Source organism: Paenibacillus sp. FSL P4-0176, from assembly GCF_037975265.1.
Lineage (GTDB): Bacteria > Bacillota > Bacilli > Paenibacillales > Paenibacillaceae > Paenibacillus > Paenibacillus amylolyticus.
In genome coordinates, this window is sequence record NZ_CP150242.1 from 573,310 (window position 1) to 592,836 (window position 19,527).

The 19,527-nt window shown below is 47.1% G+C and carries 13 protein-coding genes; 8 read left to right on the forward strand and 5 right to left on the reverse strand.

Translation table 11 applies throughout. The features are described from left to right. Positions 1 to 3: 3 nt before the first annotated feature. The 3 genes from cysT (at position 4) to MKY95_RS02720 (ending at position 2,179) form a co-directional block, all read left to right on the forward strand. Positions 4 to 840, forward strand: coding sequence for a sulfate ABC transporter permease subunit CysT (gene cysT / locus MKY95_RS02710; protein WP_036672173.1), 837 nt, complete (start codon positions 4 to 6; stop codon positions 838 to 840). A gap of 67 nt (positions 841 to 907) precedes the next feature. Beyond that, positions 908 to 1,783, forward strand: a complete 876-nt coding sequence (cysW, locus tag MKY95_RS02715) for a sulfate ABC transporter permease subunit CysW (RefSeq protein ID WP_036672171.1) — start codon at positions 908 to 910, stop codon at positions 1,781 to 1,783. A 156-nt stretch (positions 1,784 to 1,939) separates the two neighbouring features. Then, positions 1,940 to 2,179 carry a YezD family protein gene (locus tag MKY95_RS02720; protein ID WP_036607453.1) on the forward strand — a complete coding sequence of 80 codons (240 nt, stop codon included), beginning with the start codon at positions 1,940 to 1,942 and terminating at the stop codon, positions 2,177 to 2,179. A 98-nt stretch (positions 2,180 to 2,277) separates the two neighbouring features. Here MKY95_RS02720 and MKY95_RS02725 read toward each other — a convergent pair whose 3' ends face one another. Both MKY95_RS02725 and MKY95_RS02730 read right to left on the reverse strand, forming a co-directional pair. Continuing rightward, entirely contained in the window at positions 2,278 to 3,918 is a 1,641-nt protein-coding gene (locus MKY95_RS02725; protein ID WP_036672170.1) for an extracellular solute-binding protein, read from the reverse strand. 251 nt (positions 3,919 to 4,169) lie between these two features. Beyond that, entirely contained in the window at positions 4,170 to 6,491 is a 2,322-nt protein-coding gene (locus MKY95_RS02730; protein WP_036672169.1) for a helix-turn-helix domain-containing protein, read from the reverse strand. A gap of 364 nt (positions 6,492 to 6,855) precedes the next feature. Here MKY95_RS02730 and MKY95_RS02735 point away from each other — a divergent pair, with 364 nt between their 5' ends. Then, complete coding sequence (locus MKY95_RS02735) at positions 6,856 to 9,567, forward strand: S-layer homology domain-containing protein (RefSeq protein WP_036672221.1); 2,712 nt, start codon at positions 6,856 to 6,858, stop codon at positions 9,565 to 9,567. A 934-nt stretch (positions 9,568 to 10,501) separates the two neighbouring features. Here MKY95_RS02735 and MKY95_RS02740 read toward each other — a convergent pair. Then, positions 10,502 to 11,389 carry a hypothetical protein gene (locus tag MKY95_RS02740; RefSeq protein WP_036672168.1) on the reverse strand — a complete coding sequence of 296 codons (888 nt, stop codon included), beginning with the start codon at positions 11,387 to 11,389 and terminating at the stop codon, positions 10,502 to 10,504. A 180-nt stretch (positions 11,390 to 11,569) separates the two neighbouring features. Between MKY95_RS02740 and MKY95_RS02745 the strand changes: the two genes are divergently transcribed. The 4 genes from MKY95_RS02745 to MKY95_RS02760 all read left to right on the forward strand — a co-directional run bounded on the left by MKY95_RS02745 (position 11,570) and on the right by MKY95_RS02760 (position 15,679). Further along, a complete protein-coding gene (locus MKY95_RS02745; protein WP_036672166.1) occupies positions 11,570 to 12,388 on the forward strand; it encodes a DUF1629 domain-containing protein in 819 nt (272 codons plus the stop codon). Positions 12,389 to 12,416: 28 nt separating this feature from the next. After that, complete coding sequence (locus MKY95_RS02750) at positions 12,417 to 12,845, forward strand: GNAT family N-acetyltransferase (protein ID WP_036672164.1); 429 nt, start codon at positions 12,417 to 12,419, stop codon at positions 12,843 to 12,845. Positions 12,846 to 13,163: 318 nt separating this feature from the next. Then, positions 13,164 to 13,796 (forward strand): NAD(P)H-binding protein, encoded by a 633-nt coding sequence (locus MKY95_RS02755; protein ID WP_036607440.1) that lies wholly within the window; start codon positions 13,164 to 13,166, stop codon positions 13,794 to 13,796. A gap of 203 nt (positions 13,797 to 13,999) precedes the next feature. Continuing rightward, the gene (locus MKY95_RS02760; protein ID WP_339196777.1) at positions 14,000 to 15,679 is read left to right on the forward strand and encodes an NAD(P)H-hydrate dehydratase; all 1,680 of its coding nucleotides are present in this window, start codon (positions 14,000 to 14,002) and stop codon (positions 15,677 to 15,679) included. An 880-nt stretch (positions 15,680 to 16,559) separates the two neighbouring features. On the opposite strand, the gene MKY95_RS02765 is transcribed toward MKY95_RS02760, so the two are convergent. Both MKY95_RS02765 and MKY95_RS02770 read right to left on the reverse strand, forming a co-directional pair. Beyond that, positions 16,560 to 18,212, reverse strand: a complete 1,653-nt coding sequence (locus tag MKY95_RS02765) for a methyl-accepting chemotaxis protein (protein WP_036607433.1) — start codon at positions 18,210 to 18,212, stop codon at positions 16,560 to 16,562. Between the two features lie 26 nt (positions 18,213 to 18,238). Next, positions 18,239 to 19,246, reverse strand: coding sequence for a BMP family ABC transporter substrate-binding protein (locus MKY95_RS02770; protein ID WP_339196780.1), 1,008 nt, complete (start codon positions 19,244 to 19,246; stop codon positions 18,239 to 18,241). Positions 19,247 to 19,527: the final 281 nt, after the last annotated feature.

Below are 19,527 nucleotides of genomic sequence, written 5' to 3' on the forward strand. Positions count from 1 at the left end.
TGCATGAGCAAGGTGGTTGTGGCGCGGAGACGCACATTGCCGGGATTTGGATTAACGATGGGTTACAGTGTGTTCTACCTGAGCCTGGTTGTACTTATTCCACTGGCTGCGCTGTTATTTAACTCAACAGGACTGACGTGGGCAACCATGATTGAGGTTGCGACCAATCCCAGGGTACTGGCTTCCTTCCAGGTCAGTTTCTTGACCGCAGGTGCAGCGGCGCTGATTGATCTCGTGCTGGGACTACTTCTGGCATGGGTGCTTGTTCGGTATGAATTCCCGGGCAAAAGGTTGTTTGATGCGGTCATTGATCTGCCTTTTGCCTTGCCGACAGCGGTAGCAGGGGTTGCTCTTACGGCGATCTATGCCGGCAATGGCTGGATTGGGCAGTTTGTAGAGCCTTTGGGCATCAAGCTCGCCTATTCACAGGCAGGGATTACGCTGGCGCTGATGTTTATCGGAATTCCGTTTGTAGTTCGCACGGTGCAACCGGTGTTGGAGGAGCTGGAGTCTGAGGTGGAAGAGGCGGCTGCCACATTGGGGGCAGGAAGATGGCGGATATTCCGTACGATTCTGCTGCCAGATCTGATCCCACCGCTGCTGACGGGTTTTGCTCTGGCTTTTGCCCGGGGCATTGGCGAATATGGCTCGGTTGTATTTATCTCAGGCAATATGCCGATGAAAACGGAGATTGCCCCCTTGCTGATCATGGCCAAGCTGGAGCAGTTCGATTATGCAGGCGCTACAGCTGTAGCTTTGCTGCTACTTCTAGTTTCTTTCATCCTGCTGCTGATTATTAATTCCTTGCAGCGTTGGAGCAGAAAGGCGGGCAGAGCATGACAATGAAGCATGGTGGAGTAAGGATATTAAAAGACGTCACTCACCCAAACCAAAGGAGGTGCAGCATATGGCGGGTTCTGTTCCACTGAGCCCTGTTCCACCCGTTAAGACCAGCCGTGGAACTAACCGTGCAACAACGGAAGCTCCCTGGGTCAAATGGTTGTTGATTGGACTGGCAAGCCTGGTACTCATATGGCTGCTTATTTTGCCACTGGCCATTGTGCTCATGGAGGCGTTGAAGCAGGGCTGGGGTGTGTACATCGCGGCTCTTACCGAGCAGGATGCCATGTCTGCATTGAAACTCACGTTATTAGTTGCGGCGATTACCGTACCGCTGAATACGATATTTGGTGTGGCTGCTGCATGGGTCATTACCAAGTTCCAATTCAAGGGCAAGGGACTCATGATCACCCTGATTGATCTTCCCTTTTCCATCTCGCCTGTGGTGGGCGGGTTGATCTTTGTATTGGTCTTTGGTTCAAATGGGTGGTTTGGGCCGTGGCTGTCCGAACATGATATCAAAATCATTTTTGCGCTGCCAGGCATTGTCATTGCAACGTTGTTTATTACCTTCCCCTTTGTAGCCAGGGAGTTGATTCCATTAATGGAGGACCAGGGAACCCGGGAAGAGGAAGCGGCGGTTACGCTGGGTGCTTCCGGGTGGCGAATCTTCTGGAGTGTAACCTTGCCCAACATCAAATGGGGACTGCTGTACGGTATTATTCTGTGTAATGCCCGCGCTATGGGCGAGTTCGGAGCCGTATCTGTGGTGTCCGGGCATATCCGCGGGGAGACCAATACGTTACCACTTCATGTCGAGATTTTGTATAACGAATATCAATTCTCGGCTTCATTTGCCGTAGCTTCCCTGCTCCTGATTCTGGCTCTTGCCACGTTGCTACTCAAGAGCTGGCTTGGACACAAAGCCGTTTCAGAAAAGTGATGATGAGAAGAAGAAAATACAGATTGACAGCTACTGGAAGCCCTGCTAATGTATAAACCAAGTATATAGGTTGGATAAGAATGATTTATAAATCCGTTGGATGACAGCGTACTTAGGAATATGGCGGGCAATAGCCCGAGAAGAGGAGGCGGCTCTATGGCTAAGCCGTTAAAAGTGGATGAGGTATGGTTGGACCGAATTGCCGGACAGCTGAATGACATGGAGTTTGGTTCATTGCATATCGTGGTGCACGAAGGTCAGATTGTGCAGATGGAGCGGACCGAACGTAAGCGTTTTGAAAACACGCCCTCAGGCAGCGCCTCCAAATCCGGAAGCACGGCACGAAGCAGTTCAGCCCGTTCACTACGCGGATCAAATGCGAGTGCGAAGGGATAGAGAGTGACGTGGCGTCAGGAATCTAGGATTGGTGCATAGGAACACAAATGTATACTTTCCAGAAACTCATGGGAAATGCATGTTCCAGATCTTCCTACCTATTGTGCACGACTTGTCTCCATATGCTCCGTATACCAATGATTCGCTTCAAGCAATACCTGTTGCCCACCTGCATCCATGAATTCTTCCACAAAGGTATCGAAATACCCCACAGGCTGATCACCAGTGATGATGGAGATGTACGCTCTGTCTCTCATGCGAATCAAATCAGATGAATATTGAATCAGGGCAGGGGTTGCAACCTCCAGGCGATTATAGATACCATTCTCCGTCAACCCTGCAGATGCAGCCCACTGTTCACGTTTATCCGAGGGTGTACCTGGAACCGTCATGCCGATACTTGAGCCGATCATATTAATATAATTCTCCATTCTGTTGTATGGGTAAAGTAAATGGAACGAGTTTGAATCTTCAGCGCTCCAATTCCAGTGTTTTCCTGGAAGGCCATACTCCATTTTGATCTGCTCCTCCGGATCGGGGTTGGCACTTACATAATCGAGTATCTCCAAAATTTTCTCCAGTTTTCCCGGCTCCTTCGCAGCCTCAGCACCTATAGCAATAAAATTCATCAGCAGATTGTTCCCTTTTGAACCGCTATGTCCATCAGGCCCAATAACAGGAGAACCAAATACAACCTCTGCAGTTGCGTTCTTCTGTAACAGCTCATTAACATTGAACGAGGCTCCCACTGGAGTTTCTTGGCCATGTTCATTAAGGACACTGTAGTCTCCCTCTTGATTCCAATGATAATAGTTGCCCATCGAGGTCATCCCAATTTTTCCATTAATAAAAGCATGGGATAGATGTTTATAGCCACCTTTATTTTCACCGGTTATGAACTCAGGGTCGATAATTCCGTCCCGATACCACTTTTGCATATAAGCCAATGCTTTTTTCATCTCAAGCTCCAAAGCACCGATCACAAGTTGGTTGTTTTTTTCATTAAAATACAGTTGCTCGGTGAAAACGGACTGTCCAAAGGCGCCAAACACGACATTTAAGCCCTCTCTGGATAGGCCATACGTATCTTGTTTACCATTTCCGTCTGGATCATCTTTGGCAAAGGCATACATAACCGTTTCAAATTCATCTAATGTCTTTGGCACCTCCAGACCAAGCTGCTTAAGCCAGTCCTCTCGGTATACAACAGGGGTTCGATAGATGTTGGTCTGATTAATGGCCGGAATTCCATATAAGCCACCGTTTATTTTTCCATACTCTAGGTAATGTGAATCATAATCACGAATTCGCTGTACGATATTTGGCGCATATTGTTCAAGGACTTCCGGGGAGATTTCCGCTAAGACCCCTTGCATTTGATACTTAAGCAGATCATGCGGTTGTCTGATTCGGAACAGATCGGGTATTTTCCCTTGAGCAAGCTCCAGGTCCAGCAGTTCCTCGTACCGCTTGTTCTCAAGATTCCACACCTCCAGATCGACATCAAACCTATCCTCAATATATGCAATCATTTCCGCGTCCTCGGGAACAGGGATATTTTGATGCATAGTCCAGGATATCGTATACTGCGGTGTTGTACTCTTCTCAGCGCTTGCTAGATGGTCCTGCTGTTGCACTTGTGCTGTTTCTCTCCCTAAAAAGGTACACCCACTTGTAAATACGAGAAGGAGGAGCATTGCGGAATATAGACATAACTTTCTTGAAAGGTTAAGGTTCATAGCAGCTCCTTTCCTGATTTCAAATTCTATATAGGTTTAATCAAAGAATATTTACACGGACACTCCGATGACAGAACAACCTTCCGATCGCTGTTATTCCCAGATTTCTTTTGATTCCTTCTCTAAAGGAAGAAATCCGGGAATAGCGTATGCTTCCGAAGTAGCTTTCTTTCAGAAAGCTTTTAGGCGAACGCTTCGCTTCTTCAGGTTCTTTCTGTCCTCTCCGTTTTTGTGTAAATGTTAAATTGACCCTATATAGATCCCTGTTCCATTAGATTGCGCATGAAGTTTTTTGGTGTACAGCCGTGAATTTCTTTGAACTTCTTAATGAAATAGGCAGGGGTACGGTAACCGACCGTACTTGCGACCTGCTCAACCGTAATTTCACGCTGTGTCATGAGTTCCAGTGCACGTTCCATTCTTTGATTCGTAACATATTCGGAATAAACAATCCCGGTTTCTTCCTTGAAAAGTTTACTGAGATATTTAGGGCTGATGAATACTTGTTCTGAGACATGATCCAGTGTGAGATCGCCCGATAAGTGCTCGTGAATATAGGCTTTGACAGCCGAGATGGTATCCACACTTCGTACCTCACTGCGCTTCTCCATCTGCATCACAAATTCGGTCACGAGATGAATCATCCATTCCGAATAGCGGTTGATATTGTAGAACAATGAAAATTGTTTGTACATATTCAATGAGCTCGCCTCGGTGGGTTGCAGGCGCACCTGATTAATACACTCAGCGTAAATAGATACCGTTTTTAATAAGATGATCCGACTGTATTCGGCTGAATAGGGGCCTTCTTTTATTGTCGCGACCAATTCCTGAATGGCCTGAACCGTACCTTGCACATCCCGAGTTTGCAATTTCTTTTCAAAGTTTACGAGGTATGACTCCGGGATCTCCAGACTGCTGGCTTCCCTGTTCAGAAGATCAAGATCCTGAATGGCAGACTGCTCGGGAAAGAAGTAGCTGTATCGAATCAGGGTATTCGCCTGATGATAGCTTGTGTGAATCTTCGTGAAGTGCTCTACCCATCCGCCTAACGATAGTACAAATTCCAGACCAAATCTGCTGCTCGCCTCAGCGTGAATAAAGTCTACAATGTGATCAGAGAGCGGTTCTTCGGGTTGGTTGGTACAGATGATTACGGCTATTTTGTGATCCTGCAATTCCTCTGCCAGCAGTTGAGTTCCATCCATTTCTGCAATCTCCAGTTGCTGGATCATCGTATACAACGTATGCTGCAACTGTCGTGGCTGCAGATCCTTCCACTTCTCATTAACAGGGTCAATGACGATGCAACGGAAGCGAGAGTAGGCCATTGAAATGTGAATAGACTGGAGCTGTTCCGTAAGTTCCTCGGGTGTAAATCGGTTATTTAACATATTGAGCATGATACTATGCTTAATCATTCTGTGATTGGCCTGTAAAGTTTCTTCAAGACTATCAACTTTATTGGACAGACTGTTAAACGTTGTATCGATGAACCGATATTCGTCCTGCTTTAAGCTGGTTGGGCTATCCATCCGGCTCTTGATGTTATTCATGATTCGTTTAAGAGGACTATAGTTGGCCCTGGTAAAGATGGACGACATCGCTATCCCAACTGCAACAGCCAATAAACCGAGAAGAACCGAAATCTCCTTCAAGCTATCCAATTTATAATAAAAGCTTTCATTAGGTGTGGTTGTGTAGATTCTCCATGCATTTCCTTTAAATTGATCTTGGGTAACGACATGAGAGTCATAGTTAAATACAGGTTTGAAGCTCGCATCTGAAGAATGAAAGGTGAGCAGCGACTGCGTCAGATTCTCCTCCGTGGAGTTGCCTATCAACGTTTTGTCCGCGGCAGATATGACAGTTCCATCCTGATCGATGATTAATGTATTTGCATAGTCAGCAGGGAGCATATTTTTAATGATCTGACTGATCGCTGATTCTTTGATATCAATCGCAATCATGGCCTTACTGTCTTGTCCAGACGATTGAAACGGGTAACTATGGACATAGGAAATTAGAGGACTCATCTTGCCCTGTTCCCGTGATTCGATATAAACATCCTGAGGCACCATGCGAGTCTTCATCCATAAGGAGCTTTCTGGATTCTCTTTCATCGCAGTAATCCAATCCGTCGTATGATCCACACTCGAAGGCGTGTCCTCATAGAGCAACAGCCCATATACAGAGGAGACGATGAAGTGGTTCTTCGTATCGTACACATGAATAGCTTCAATGAGATCGGAATAATTTTGCACCATATTTTTGAGGGACTGTTCGATGTCCAGGATTTTACTATGGTTTCCTTTTAAGCTATCTAAATCGATACTTGCGGCGTTACCGAGTGCCAGGGACAGATAGACCTGATTCACCTTCTGGATAACGGAGCTCTCAATAGTATTGACAGTGCTTTTCAGCGAAAGTTGATTATTGATTCGAATCTCTTTGCTGTATTGATGGGAGAAGAAGAGGTATAGAATGGAGCCGAAAAGAAGCGCAATGACAAGAACGACAGCAAGGTAGGAAAGAACCATCTTGGATCTTACAGATTGAAATGGCTTAAGCATTCTTTTTCCCCCTTTATGTCTCTTTTCTAAACAACTTCATCATTATATAGCAGGCCGAGGACTAGAAATCATGTTGATCGAAATTTAACAAACTCCCACTCCATAATTTACTTTCAGTTAATAAAGCGTTTACAAAAGTAGGTATTTTAATTGATAAATGTAGTATCTAACTCCATTTTTCTTGGCATATGAGCTCCGGAACGTACGATTTTGATATAAAACGGAATTTGTTCTATAGATGCGAAACGCTCCCTAATGCTACAGTAACGGCAGATCAGACATCTGTATAGAGTCTTTCTTACTCATTTGCAGATGCAGAAGCAAAAAAATAATTTACCATAACGGGAGCGTGTATTTGCAAGCCATGAGAAAACCACTTAAAAAGTCACTGGCATTACTTCTAATGTTGTCTATGGTAGGTCCGACATTTGCAGAGAAGAGTTTTGCAGCCGATCAGAAGATTCAGTTCTCTGATATTAAGGGACACTGGGCGGAAGCGAATATTCAAGCATGGGGTGATGAAGGATTAATTCGAGGTTACCTGGATCGTTCATTCAAACCGAATACGTATATTACCAGAGCAGAATTTATGAATTTGGTAAACGGTGCTTTTGGATATTCCGGACAAGCTAAAATTACCTTTAATGATGTGTCTGAGAGTGCATGGTATTACGAAGCAATTTCTATTGCAAATGCGAATGGATATATAGATGGATACACCGATGGCACAATGAAGCCGCAAGATCCGATCACCCGTCAAGAAGCAGCTAAAGTGATCGCTGGCATTTTGAATTTGGAGTTAAATGAAACAGCAGCGAATGTATTTAGCGATTCATCGTCTATAGCGGCGTGGAGCAAGGGAGCTGTAGGTGGAGCGGCAGCAGCGAAAATTATCTCTGGATATGCAGATGGAACCTTCAAACCGCTTAATTCCATTACTCGTGCCGAAGCGGTGTCTGCGCTCGTTAAAGCTGTGGAAACAGATGCTACTACAGCTGCCAAACCAGCTAAGCCAAAAGGAACGGCAACCGTTCTGAATGTTAATCCCCCAGCAGATGAAGCTCGGTTATCCGCCGTGAAGCACGGAGCCAATGCCGGAGACGACACCTTAAAAAATATTGCGGAAACCAATCCGTTTATTGATATTTTAGACGGTTTTGATCAAGTATGGTCCATGAACCTAGCGGATTGGAGAGATGGAACAGCGGCAACTAAAATTGGAGCTGACGGGAAAAATGCAAAGTATGGAGATGGACCGACTCCATATTATGACGGCTTTAAGAATGATCCAACCGTAGCAGTTGCTGATCAGAAAACATATGCAAATGAAGAGATCCGAAACAAAGCAACTTGGGAAGCCAATATCAAATATGTAGAAAAGGTCACGCAAAATCGCACAGGTGAAGAGACATTGGCAGCCTATTATGATGACCAAAGAGATAAGATCTATAGCGTGATGGAGGGCTTTGGTCCGTTGGCTAACACGTATGTAGATATCATCAAGCCAAAGACAAACGTTGAACGAACGGTGGACGAGATGAATGTGGTATTGACCGAAGAAACAGTGGAAGATGAAAGCCAAGGCATTGGAGATTGGGAAGCAAAGACGGAACTTGCAGACTTGGTTCATTTAGTTGATCTGGTTCGATTTAAAATTCCTGCCTCATCTAATCCCTCTAAATATTTCTACTCTTCCCCTAGACCGTGGAGAATGAATTCCAATGGAGAAGTGAAAGAAGTTGTTGACAGCAAAGGACTGCCTGTATGGGAAACCTTGGGCGAAGGTGAGAAAAAAGAAGTACCTTTGGCTTCAGGCGGCACCAAATCAACAGGAGAAAAACATTACCAGCAATACGAAACTAACGTTAAGCTTATTCCTGCGTTAACGTATGTCAAACGAATCGCTGAGGATGGAAGAGGGAAAGATGGCGCATTTCCGAGCGGACATACCAGTGCAGCTTACTTATCCGTATTTCCTTTGGCATACGCTACACCAGAACGATTCACTGAATTGTTAACGAGAGCAGCTCAGTTGGGCGAGAATCGAATCGTAACGGGGATGCACTCACCGCTTGACGTTATAGGAGGAAGAATACAATCCACAGCCATGGCTGCATATGCACTTAATCAGGCTGAGAATAAAGATGTGTTAGAGAAAGGTTATGAGAATGCAGGAGAAGTATTTGGAGCTGCAGCCAAGGAAAAAAATATGAGTCTGTATGAGTATGCACACACCGTAACAGAGGATTACACGTTCAAGAGTGCTTACGATGAACACAAATGGGAAGATCATGATGCCAATAAAGCCTTCTATAGAGAAAAGATGACTTACGGTCTACCACAAACCGGAACCAAAGGTTTGGCTCCAGTTGTACCGCAAGGAGCAGAAGCCCTGTTAGAAACACGTCAACCGTATTTAACAGATGAGCAACGCAGACAAGTATTGTATACAACATCCATTGACTCTGGATATCCTGTACTGGATGAATCCAAGGGCTGGGGTAGAATTGATCTGGTCACGGCTGCGGATGGCTACGGCGCATTCTTGAACAATGTAACTGTGGATATGGACGCTTCCAAAGGGCGCTTCAATGCAGAAGACTGGTGGAGAAATGATATCACCGGTAGTGGAATGCTCACGAAAAAGGGGACAGGCACCCTTACATTGACAGGGAAAAATAGCTACACTGGAGGAACATTGCTGCAAGCAGGAACGCTGGTAGCAGAATCTGCAACTGCTTTTGGTACAGGTGATCTGTATGTGGAAAATGGAACAGTTGTCGTTGATGTCGACGGAGCACTCAACTTAAATAGGAACTTTACCATGGATAACGGTACGTTGGAATTGGTAGTGACTGACAACAACAGTCAGCTGAATGTTGGCAGAAAGCTCTATATTGATGGAGGAAGTCTCAAACTCGACTTGTCCAACTATAAGATTGAAGGTTCCAAAGATATTACGTTAATCACGGCTAATGGAATTACAGGTGAATTCGACAGTGTAACTGCCGAAGGTTATGACGTGACTGTCACGTACGAAAAAGGCCACGTCATTGCACATGTTGTAGCCAAATAAGTGCAGTAATTATGCATGATACAAAGTGAACTAAAGAATGTTACACATGCGACTTCGATGACAGAATAACTTTCCGATCACTGTTATCCCCAGATTTTTTTGATTTCCTTCTTCAAAGGAAAAATTCCGGGGATTAGCATATGCTTTCGATGGAGCTTTCTTTCAGAAAGCCTTTAGGCGTAGCGAATGCTTTCGAAGTAGTATTCTTAAAGAAAACTTGTAGCTTCGCTTCTTCACGTTATTTCTGTCCTCTCCGTATTTGTGTAATTATTAAAGTTCGTTTTATATCGTTCAATTCTTCGCAAGAAAAGATTATAGAAAAGGGCTTAAACTACAATGTAGTTTAAGCCCTTTTTGCGTACAGATACGTTGGATATAGGGGATGTTTTCAACACGTGCTGAAAGCCGAAGTGTATCTGAACGTGTCCGGAGTAGGCAAGCGCTAAATACTGAATGTAAGAGCAAGCAATTAGGACGTCGCAAAAGCGATTTTCCTATTTTCCACTACCAATGAGAATTTTCGCTTCGTACGAGAGGGACACGAGGTTTCCTCTCAGTCGCGTTTGGAACAGAGCATGAGCAGGGGTTGAGCGCTAACGAATCTGAGACACGTTATATCGAAATGTACGGCGTTTTAGAGCGTTTTTATCGAGCGATTTTGGGAAATAACGTGTCTGAGGTTCTTTACAATTTTGAAAGAGGCTGTAGAGGCCGAATAAGACGTCCTGTGTTCCTTAGAAAATCGTCTGGCTACTCAATAGGAACATCCAGACGGGAGTTCCATAATTTTGGGACACTGACATACATCATCGTATAGCATGCCGAGTAAGGAGACACGACCTGATCGGTGAAAATCCAGCCGAGGGAGGGCCAAGTCTCGTATCATCGATGTGGGTATCTAAGTTTAATCATACGGAAGCGGCTGAATCGTAGGTTATTCGTCGGTGTTGGTACCAGATGTACGACGTGTATTTCCTTCCAGTTCCGTAGAGACTTGCTTCGTTGGTTCCAGATCCGTATGTCCTGCGTAGGGGCGCTCACTTCGAGAGCGTGTCCCAGTCAACCCGAAACCCGAAGTGAATATAATCAGCTGTAATCCAAGGGCGTAGGGCGCAGCAATAGGTCCAATCAGATGGAGCAACGAGCATAGCGCGATCAGCAAGGAGAGCATTTTGGTTACTGTACTTGACCTATCCCGGCGTGGGCTGGCCCAGAGCAGGTAACCATATATTATGGTGATCATCAGGGAAATTGCGCGAATCCATGGCAAGATGCTGTCCCATGAGTCCACAGGCACGTCCAACATCCGCTGACGAAATACCAGATCTATAACCAGAAACCCTGTAGCCGCCAGTGCGGCTGGTTCGGCTGCAGGCCGAAGGATGGTCCATACCGCTGTGCCCCAATGATCTGCATGAGTCTCCCGGCTGAGTTCATCCGATAATACGGTGCATTCCCGTTCCAGTGCTCTGTGCATCAGTCCGATTCTGGCAGGGTCATGATCCTTAATACAGTCACGGATCTGGTCCTGCAGCTGAAGAGATAGGTAAGATGCAGCTTTGCAGGCTAACATTGCTGTTATCAGATCGTCATGTTCGTGTTCCGATCGTTCATAATTCCGATTTTCCTGGATGGTAAGTTGTCCCAAGAGGGCTGTACTTATGTATAATGTATCTCGTATCCTTCTCATTCGCCTTTCGTGGCTGCGGCGAACTTCAGTGGCAGACCATATGTATATCCCCAGAAGCAAAGCCATGACTCCAAACAGCACAGCCACAGCGCTTGGGCGCGATGTTAGATCTTCAATCCAACTTTGAAACACACTTGTTCCTCCTTTGCACCAACTTCACGTATCATGAAACACGCTTCACGTAAGCTTTCTCTCACTATTACACAGGAAGTAGATGAATTCAAGCAGAATTCATATGTTAAAGTCATGATACTTAGAGTAGCTCAGTGACACAGATGTAATTATAATAGAAAGATTTTAAGGTGGGGAGAAATGAAATTTTATAGGTTTAATCATGATACGAAAACGAAGGTCCTAGCTTCAGTGGAAGATGATCATCATCCAATTAATAGTGATTTCCACGGTCAATCTAAAATAAAAGGATGGACAACAATAGGTTTAGAAACCCTTTATAAAAAATCATACAAGGATTTTCCGAATTACCATATCGGTAAACCTGTGTTCTCAAAAAGAGTTAAAGAGATGATGGAGAAAGAGAGTTTATTAACAAGCGAAGTAGAATTTTTGCCCATAACGAATGATAATATGGAATTGTTCATACTAAATGTTACTAATATATTGGACTGTGTTGATTATCATCGTTCTGATATTGGTAGATTCAAAGATGGGTCTTGGGCACGGTTTAACAAGCTTGTATTCGATCCTGCCAAAATACCGGAAGGAACGTGTATGTTCAAGATTAAGGAAACTCCTGGTGTTCAGGTTTTTGTTACAGAAAAGTTTAAAGAATGGATTGAAGAGCGTAAGCTCAAAGGGCTTAACTTTTCCGTGATATATGATTCTGACCTTACAAATGAAATGGAAGAAGAGCAGCAACGGGGATATGATGCAGCTCTTGAAGAAATTGAACGAAATAAAGGAGAAGAGTATTCCTATGATGATGCCCGTGAACTTGTAGATCAGGGAGAAACCATGGCTAGCGGTCTGTGGAGGATTCGGCTGGATTATCAAGGGAGGTTATGGCTAGGTCAGTTGCTTCAAGATCTGTCTTACCAGTGGATTATGCCTGTATATATCCCGCCGGTTTTGCTGTTGAAGTCTTGGCATGTGGTTGACAGAATAAAAGAATAATTTATTTTGTTGGAGAGGGGCACAATTCATGGATCATGTGAATATTGAACACACACCACCCGCAGCATTGGAGTATCTTGCCCTGCGGCAGATCGCGGGTCTTAGTCCAATGAGCAGGGAAGGGGCGGAGATTGGACTACCGAATAGTCTGTTTGCCGTATGTCTGCGTGAAGAGGATATGTTGGTAGGTATGGGGCGAGTGATTGGAGATGGCGGTTGCTTCTTTCAGGTCGTTGACATTGCCGTACACCCGGATGTTCAGGGAATGGGTTATGGAAAGCTGATCATGAGCGAGATTATGAATTATCTGCGTGACGTTGTGCCTGCTCGCGGTTTGGTCAGTCTGCTGGCGGATGTTCCGGCTGATCGTCTGTATGCTCAATTTGGATTTGAATATACCAGCCCAAAATCGGAGGGCATGTGGTGGAGGCAGGGAGAAGAAGGGCCGACTGCCTAGCGGAATGAAAACTGAATTTTGATGCGAGACTACACTTCATATGATTATGAAATCATCTCCGTATAGCCGCATTAGCGGCTTTTTTACATGAACCGTATTGCTTGATGGGGAGGAGAGGGGATGCTTCTGAATGGCGGTGTTTCCTTCGATCACGCAGTGAAGATTGTTTTTCTACATATAAGCTGTAAGAGATAGGTTTACAAGATGTCACATCCGGTTTAAGATGGCGTGAGCCGTTTAAGGTATATAACAATAGGATTAAGTATTAAAATAACGGTAAGTTGATGAAATGATATCTACAGAAAAGAGGGAATTCATATGAAAGTAGCCATTTTTGGAGCAACCGGAGCGATTGGCAAGATGATACTGTGGGAGCTGATGGATCGTGGGCATGAAGTGACAGCGGTGGTGCGTGACCCTTCGAAGGTTGAGATGGTTCATGAGCGTTTGCGTGTAGAACAGGGAGATCTGCTTAACCCGGATCAGGTGGCTGATTTTGCAGCGGGTCAGGAAGTGGTTGTGAGTGCATATGGACCGAAGTTTGGTGGAGAAGAAGAGATGCTGGAAGTGACACGTTCGTTGATCGAGGGTGTGCGCCGGGCAAAAGCAGGACGTCTGGTTGTAGTTGGTGGAGCGGGAAGTTTGCTAACCGATTCCGGGGATATGCTGATGGATACGCCGGGATTCCCGGAAGAAGTCAAACCACTCGCAAAAGCACATGCAGAAGCATATGACCTGATTGAAGCATCAGGTATTCACTGGACTTACATGAGCCCTGCGGCGACAATCACAACAGGACGTCGAACAGGCCAGTTCCGGGTTGGCATGAACCGGGTGATTACGGATGATATCGGGGAAAGCTCGATTTCGGTTGGCGATTTTGCAGCGGCTTTGGTGGACGAACTTGACGATCCGCAATTTATACAAGCACGGTTTACGGTAGGTTATTAAGTGTAGACAGGCTTTGGAATGGATGATTTAATCTGAAGGTCTCGTACACGGGATCGATAGAGTTTTCGATGATGTACCGAGTGGATCGTGGTAACTGGATGAGGTAAGAGGAAAGATAGCGACACACATATAAGATGCAGCGTTTAGGTGCAAAGTTGCTACTTTTAAGTATGAGATGAGCTTGTCACGGGGAGGGATGAACGTTGTTTATCGTAACCGCTGAACAGATGAGAGCTTTGGACGAGTATACCATTCATCAGCTCGGTATTCCGGCAGCAAGTCTGATGGAGAATGCAGGTCGCGCCATAGCCGAGGAAGTGATCAAGCTGTGCCGGGAAGTGCAGGCAGAAGGCTGGTTTGTGGATTCAGGGCAGCTTGGCTATAGCAGCAAGACCGATGCGAGGCGGGCACACACCGGGCCCGGTGATCGGCAAGGTTATGGTGGCGACATCATCGCCGATCCGGCGCTGGTGATGGAGCGCCCGGGAGATCAGCAGTGGTACATGCTGATCGGCAAGGGCAATAATGGCGGCGATGGGCTAGTGGCCGCGCGCCATTTGGTTGAAGCAGGGCTTGGCGTGACATTGGTCTACGCCGATGCCCCTGATGCACTGCGGGGCGAAGCCGCAGTGCAACGGGATGCCGCCGCGAAGCTTGGCATCCCTGCTCTTGTCCACGGGCGCGAAGCCGTGGACTTCAGCCGGTGCACAGGCATCGTGGATGCGCTGCTGGGCACCGGGTCGCGGGGAGCGCCGCGCGGAGCTTACGCGGCGCTGATTGAGGCGGCGAACGACAGCGGCAAGCCGGTCGTGTCCGCCGATGTGCCAAGCGGGCTGGACGCCGACACCGGAGAGGTGTACAAGCCCTGCATTCAAGCCCGGGTGACCGTATGTCTCGCGCTGCTTAAGCGCGGGCTGGTGCAGTACCCGGGTGCTTCTGCTGCGGGGCGCATTGTGGTGCGCGCCATCGGCATTCCCGCGCGACTTGCGCCAGAGCATGGCCCCTCGGTCCGTCTGCTGACGGACGAGGTGCTGCGCGGTGCGCTGCGCGTGGATACAGGCCGTCTACGGGCACCGGACGGCCACAAGGGCACCTACGGCCACGTACTGTTGGCCGCAGGAAGTCTGCCGATGAGCGGCGCTGGCCTGCTCTCGGCCAAGGCCGCGCTGCGCGCAGGCTGCGGGCTCGCCACATGGGCGCTGCCCGCGGCATTGCTGCCGCATGTCATCGGCACCGTGCCCGAGCTCATGCTCGCTGCCGCCGCCGATGGCGAAAGCGGAGAATGGAACGCGGCTTCCGCCGACGCCGTGCTGCGTCTTGCGGAGAGCCGCGACGTGCTCGCGACCGGCCCAGGCCTTGGCCTCTTCCAGGGCGACACAGACTGGCTGCGCCGTCTGTGGCAACATACGGATCGTCCGCTCGTCATCGACGCGGACGCCCTCAACATGCTGGCAGACGCTGGCCCACATGGGCCTCGCGACTGGGGCCAGCGAAGTGCCGCGACAATCCTGACGCCGCACCCTGGCGAGATGGGCCGACTGCTGGGCATGTCGACCCAAGAGGTGCAGCGTGACCGCATTGGGCACGCTGCAAAATACGCCCGCGAGCAGGGCGTGACCCTTGTGCTCAAAGGAGCACGAACGGTCATCGCAACGCCGTCCGGCGAGGCGTACATCAACACCACCGGGCACGCCGGCATGGCGACTGGCGGTGCCGGAGACGTATTGACCGGCATCATCGCCGGTCTGCTTGCCCAAGGGCTCAGCGCGGAGCAAGCCGCCGCGTTCGGCGTATATCTCCACGGACAGGCCGCTGAACGTGCAGCACTGCTGCGCGGTGACCCATCATCCCTGCTGGCCGGAGACATCATCGACGCACTGTGAGGATAGGGCAGGTGTGGGACTAGCTTATGGTTTTGGGTTACTGTCTATGACTAATCATTTCTAAACTGCAAGTGATCCAACGAACTAGCGCACCAGCGCATTAAAAGTAGATGAGTGCACGATGTCCATTGCTCAGTGCTCACTACCCAATTCCCAGTGCCCTAACGAACCTGATACACCTTATACCACGGTTTACATCGAGGAGCAAAAGCTAACGAACCTCATCCACGTTATTTCTGTGTATTTCAGATAAAACACCTGAAAAACCGGACTAAATTAGTGAATAGAGTGCCTGAGATTCGTTAGGTTTTATAACATGCAATTAATGGCCCAATAAGGTTTGCTCAGTTCGTTAAACGTTTGGATCTGAAATGTTGATGCCTTGTTATCTATATAAGTTGATCTAAAGAATATTTACACTGGACACTCCGGTGACAGAACAACCTTCCGATCGCTGTTATCCCCAGTTTTTTCTTTTATAAATTAGGAAATCCGGGGATAGCATATGCTTCCGAAGCGGCTTTCTTTCAAGAAGCTTTTAGGCGAAGTATATGCTTCTGAGGCAGCTTCTTTCAGACAACTTTTAGCTCCGCTTTTTCAGGTTCTTTCTGTCTTCTCCGTTTCGTGTAAATGTTTAGTTCAATTTATATACTTTCATATCTTTGAAACGAATTAATGGTTGGATGAAACAATGATTAGTACTGAAAAGGGGAGCCCTGTCATGATGCATGACGGAGGCTCCCCTTTATTTGTTTGTATGTTCACGCTACCTAATCCTGGCTCGGCTATAACCTGCCCATAACATGCCTATAATCTGCATCTAACCTGCATCTCAACTACATCTGAACTACGTCCAACCCAAAATTCTCCGGCATCCTGCTTACAGACGGAATCGCAGCAATTCCTGATGCATCTCTGCACTAATATCACGCAATGTCTTCACCTTGATACTTGCATCAGCGAAGGAACGTTGTTGTTCCGACGTGGAGGCGGTAATCTCTTCACTGCTGGCAGCCGACTGCTCGGTGATGGCACTGATATTTTCGATGGCTTGTTGCACCTGTGTACTGAGTTCATTGGAGTGTTGCATGTCCTCAGCAAGCTGATGGATACCCGTACTAATGCGCTCCACACTTTCACGAATAGCAGAGAAGGATTCGCGAGTCTGGCCAGTGGCTTGTTCCTGTTCGCCGAATAACTGCATGCTTTGTGCTACAGAGTTCTTCACCTTGTCCATGGAGGTTGTGATCTCGCCCACAGCCGCATAGATATGTTTGACCGATTGCGCAGATTGTTCGGCGAGTTTGTTCACCTCGCCCGCAACAACAGCGAAGCCACGTCCGGCTTCTCCAGCGCGAGCAGCCTCTATGGAGGCATTTAACGAGAGCATGGTTGTTTGTTTGGCAATCTCTGATACATATGCCGTCATCGTAGTGATTCGAACCGCGCTTTCTTCCAGTTCCCGCACCGTTTGTTCCACCTCGGCCATCGCCATACGATTCACTTCGGCCAAGCGGAGTTGCTCCGCTACAGCCTTATTACCTTCCTCAACGGTAGTTAATACTTCACGACCATCGATTACCGATTGGGAAGTGGCCTCCAGATTGCTATTGAAGGTAGACTGCATTTTGTCCACAACCATCACTGTTTCACTCAGATCCTCGGCAATCTTTTGACTGCCAATTGACAGTTCCTCCGTGGTGCGGGATACTTGCTGCACAATCGCTTGGGCTGTATCATTACCGCGGTCAATATCTTGTGCCATCAGATCGACACGATGACCCGCTTCACCAATCGACTGAATAATGCCGCGGATATTATGAGTCATGGTACCGAAGGAACGACTCAGGTCATCGAGTTCATCTTTGCCCCGAGCTTCCGGTAATTGTCCGGTCAGGTCACCGTCCGCAATTTGTCCAGCGGCGTCTTTGAGTGTTCGAATACGCTTGGCAATCTGACGTGAAGTATACATATTAAACAGCATCACGGCGACGAGCAATACGATAGCTCCTGCCAGAGCGGCTTGCCACGTTTGCTGAATGTCACGTTCCAAATCGACGGTATATTGATCATAACGATCCCGAGTCATCTCATCTAACGAATAGATATCATTCTGTATGCCCCGAACCCGAGTGCTGTAACGTTTCGCTTCCGCACTGTTCATCGCACTCATCGCTTCGGTGGCTCCCTGGTTGAGAGCTTCTAATTTTGTCTCGATGGACTGAATAAGTTGTAACTGCTGATCTGTTTCGAGCAATCCGTCCGTAAGCTCCTGAATCATCGTTTGGCCTTCATCCAGCAAGCGAAGCACGGCGTCCTGGTTTCCTGCTGTCATGGAGAATGAGTAGACATCCAGCGCTTGCTGGGTCTGAATCTGATTGGCGTTCAGTTCACTCACCTTGAGCATGGCTGGTACCAGATTTTGATTTTTGGCATTCATGTTGAGCAATTGCATGATAATATAAGCGACTAGCACAAGGCATAGAAGTAGTGAAATTAGAGCATTAAGTATCAGTTTTCCCTGTAGTTTCATATGCGTACCTCCTCGTATCCGATGGGTTATTGATCAAGCGTAATTTTGATTTGACCGGAAGAGATCTTAGCCTTCAGATCTTCGAAGGTTTGCTGTTGTTCATCACTGAGCGTGATATTATGTAGAGCAGTCAGACCCACGGCGTTCTCCGCCAGCCCCTCCACGATTTCCTTTTGAGGGAAGGTATGATTGTTTTTAACAAACGTGTTAACGGCATTGTAGATAGAGACATCCACATTTTTCAGCATGGACGTAAGAATGGATTTTTCCGCCAAAAAGAATTGATCGGTATCTACACCGATGGCGTATTTCCCTAATTTCTGAATCTCCGTCAGTGCGCCTACGCCTGTGAGACCGGCAGCAACGTAGATCACGTCAGCGCCCTTTTCCTGAATCATCTCTGCAGCCAGTTGTTCACCCAGCTCGGCATTGCCAAAGTCCCCTGCGTAGACGACATCAACGGTTGCATTCGGCTTGACAGCCAGAACACCTTGTTTAAAACCCTGCTCGAAATTACGAAGGACCGGTATCTCTATTCCACCAAGGAAGCCAACATGATCTTCCGTTGAAGCCATAGCGGCAATAACACCTGCCAGATAACTTCCTTCTTCCGCCCGGAATGAAATGGAGGCAATGTTAGGCAGTTCGGACTGACTGTCAATCATGAGGAACTGCTGGTCAGGATATTTGGCTGCAACTTTCTCCATATCCGCTTGGACAGCATCACTCAGGCCGATAACCAGATCGAATTTGGCTTGCGCAAACTCTTCAAATGCAGCTTCGGCATTGTCGCCCGGTTCACGATAGTCAAAGACAATGCTTTTCTCATTTCTGGCCTGAACCAGTCCATCAAAAGCAGCATCATTAAAAGAACGGTCACCCAGACCCACTTCCGTAAGCACGATCCCAACCTTTGTTCTTGTGTCTGTTGCCGTTGTTGTATTGTTGGCTGAACATGCCCCCAGGATCAGTACCGTCAGGATCATCATTATGGTGAGACCTAGACCTGCGCGTCTGTTCTTGTTTGTTTTCATGTGTTGGTACCCTCATTTCTGTAGTCGCATTTTTCTGTTTTGCGTGATTCCTTAGCTCCAGGGAAGTACGTGTGCATGATGACACGTATGGTGAGGATTTCCCTTTATCTATATCGGTCAGAAAGGCACTGTGATTTATGGTATGTAGTGAAAATTTACGAAAAAATAAGTATTTTTCATGAATTACACATTATTTTTACATTTCTCTGGTTAAAAGGGTACATAAATATCTACAGTATGTTGTTTACTGATGTTAGAAGTCGAAAAAAGGCACAACAGAG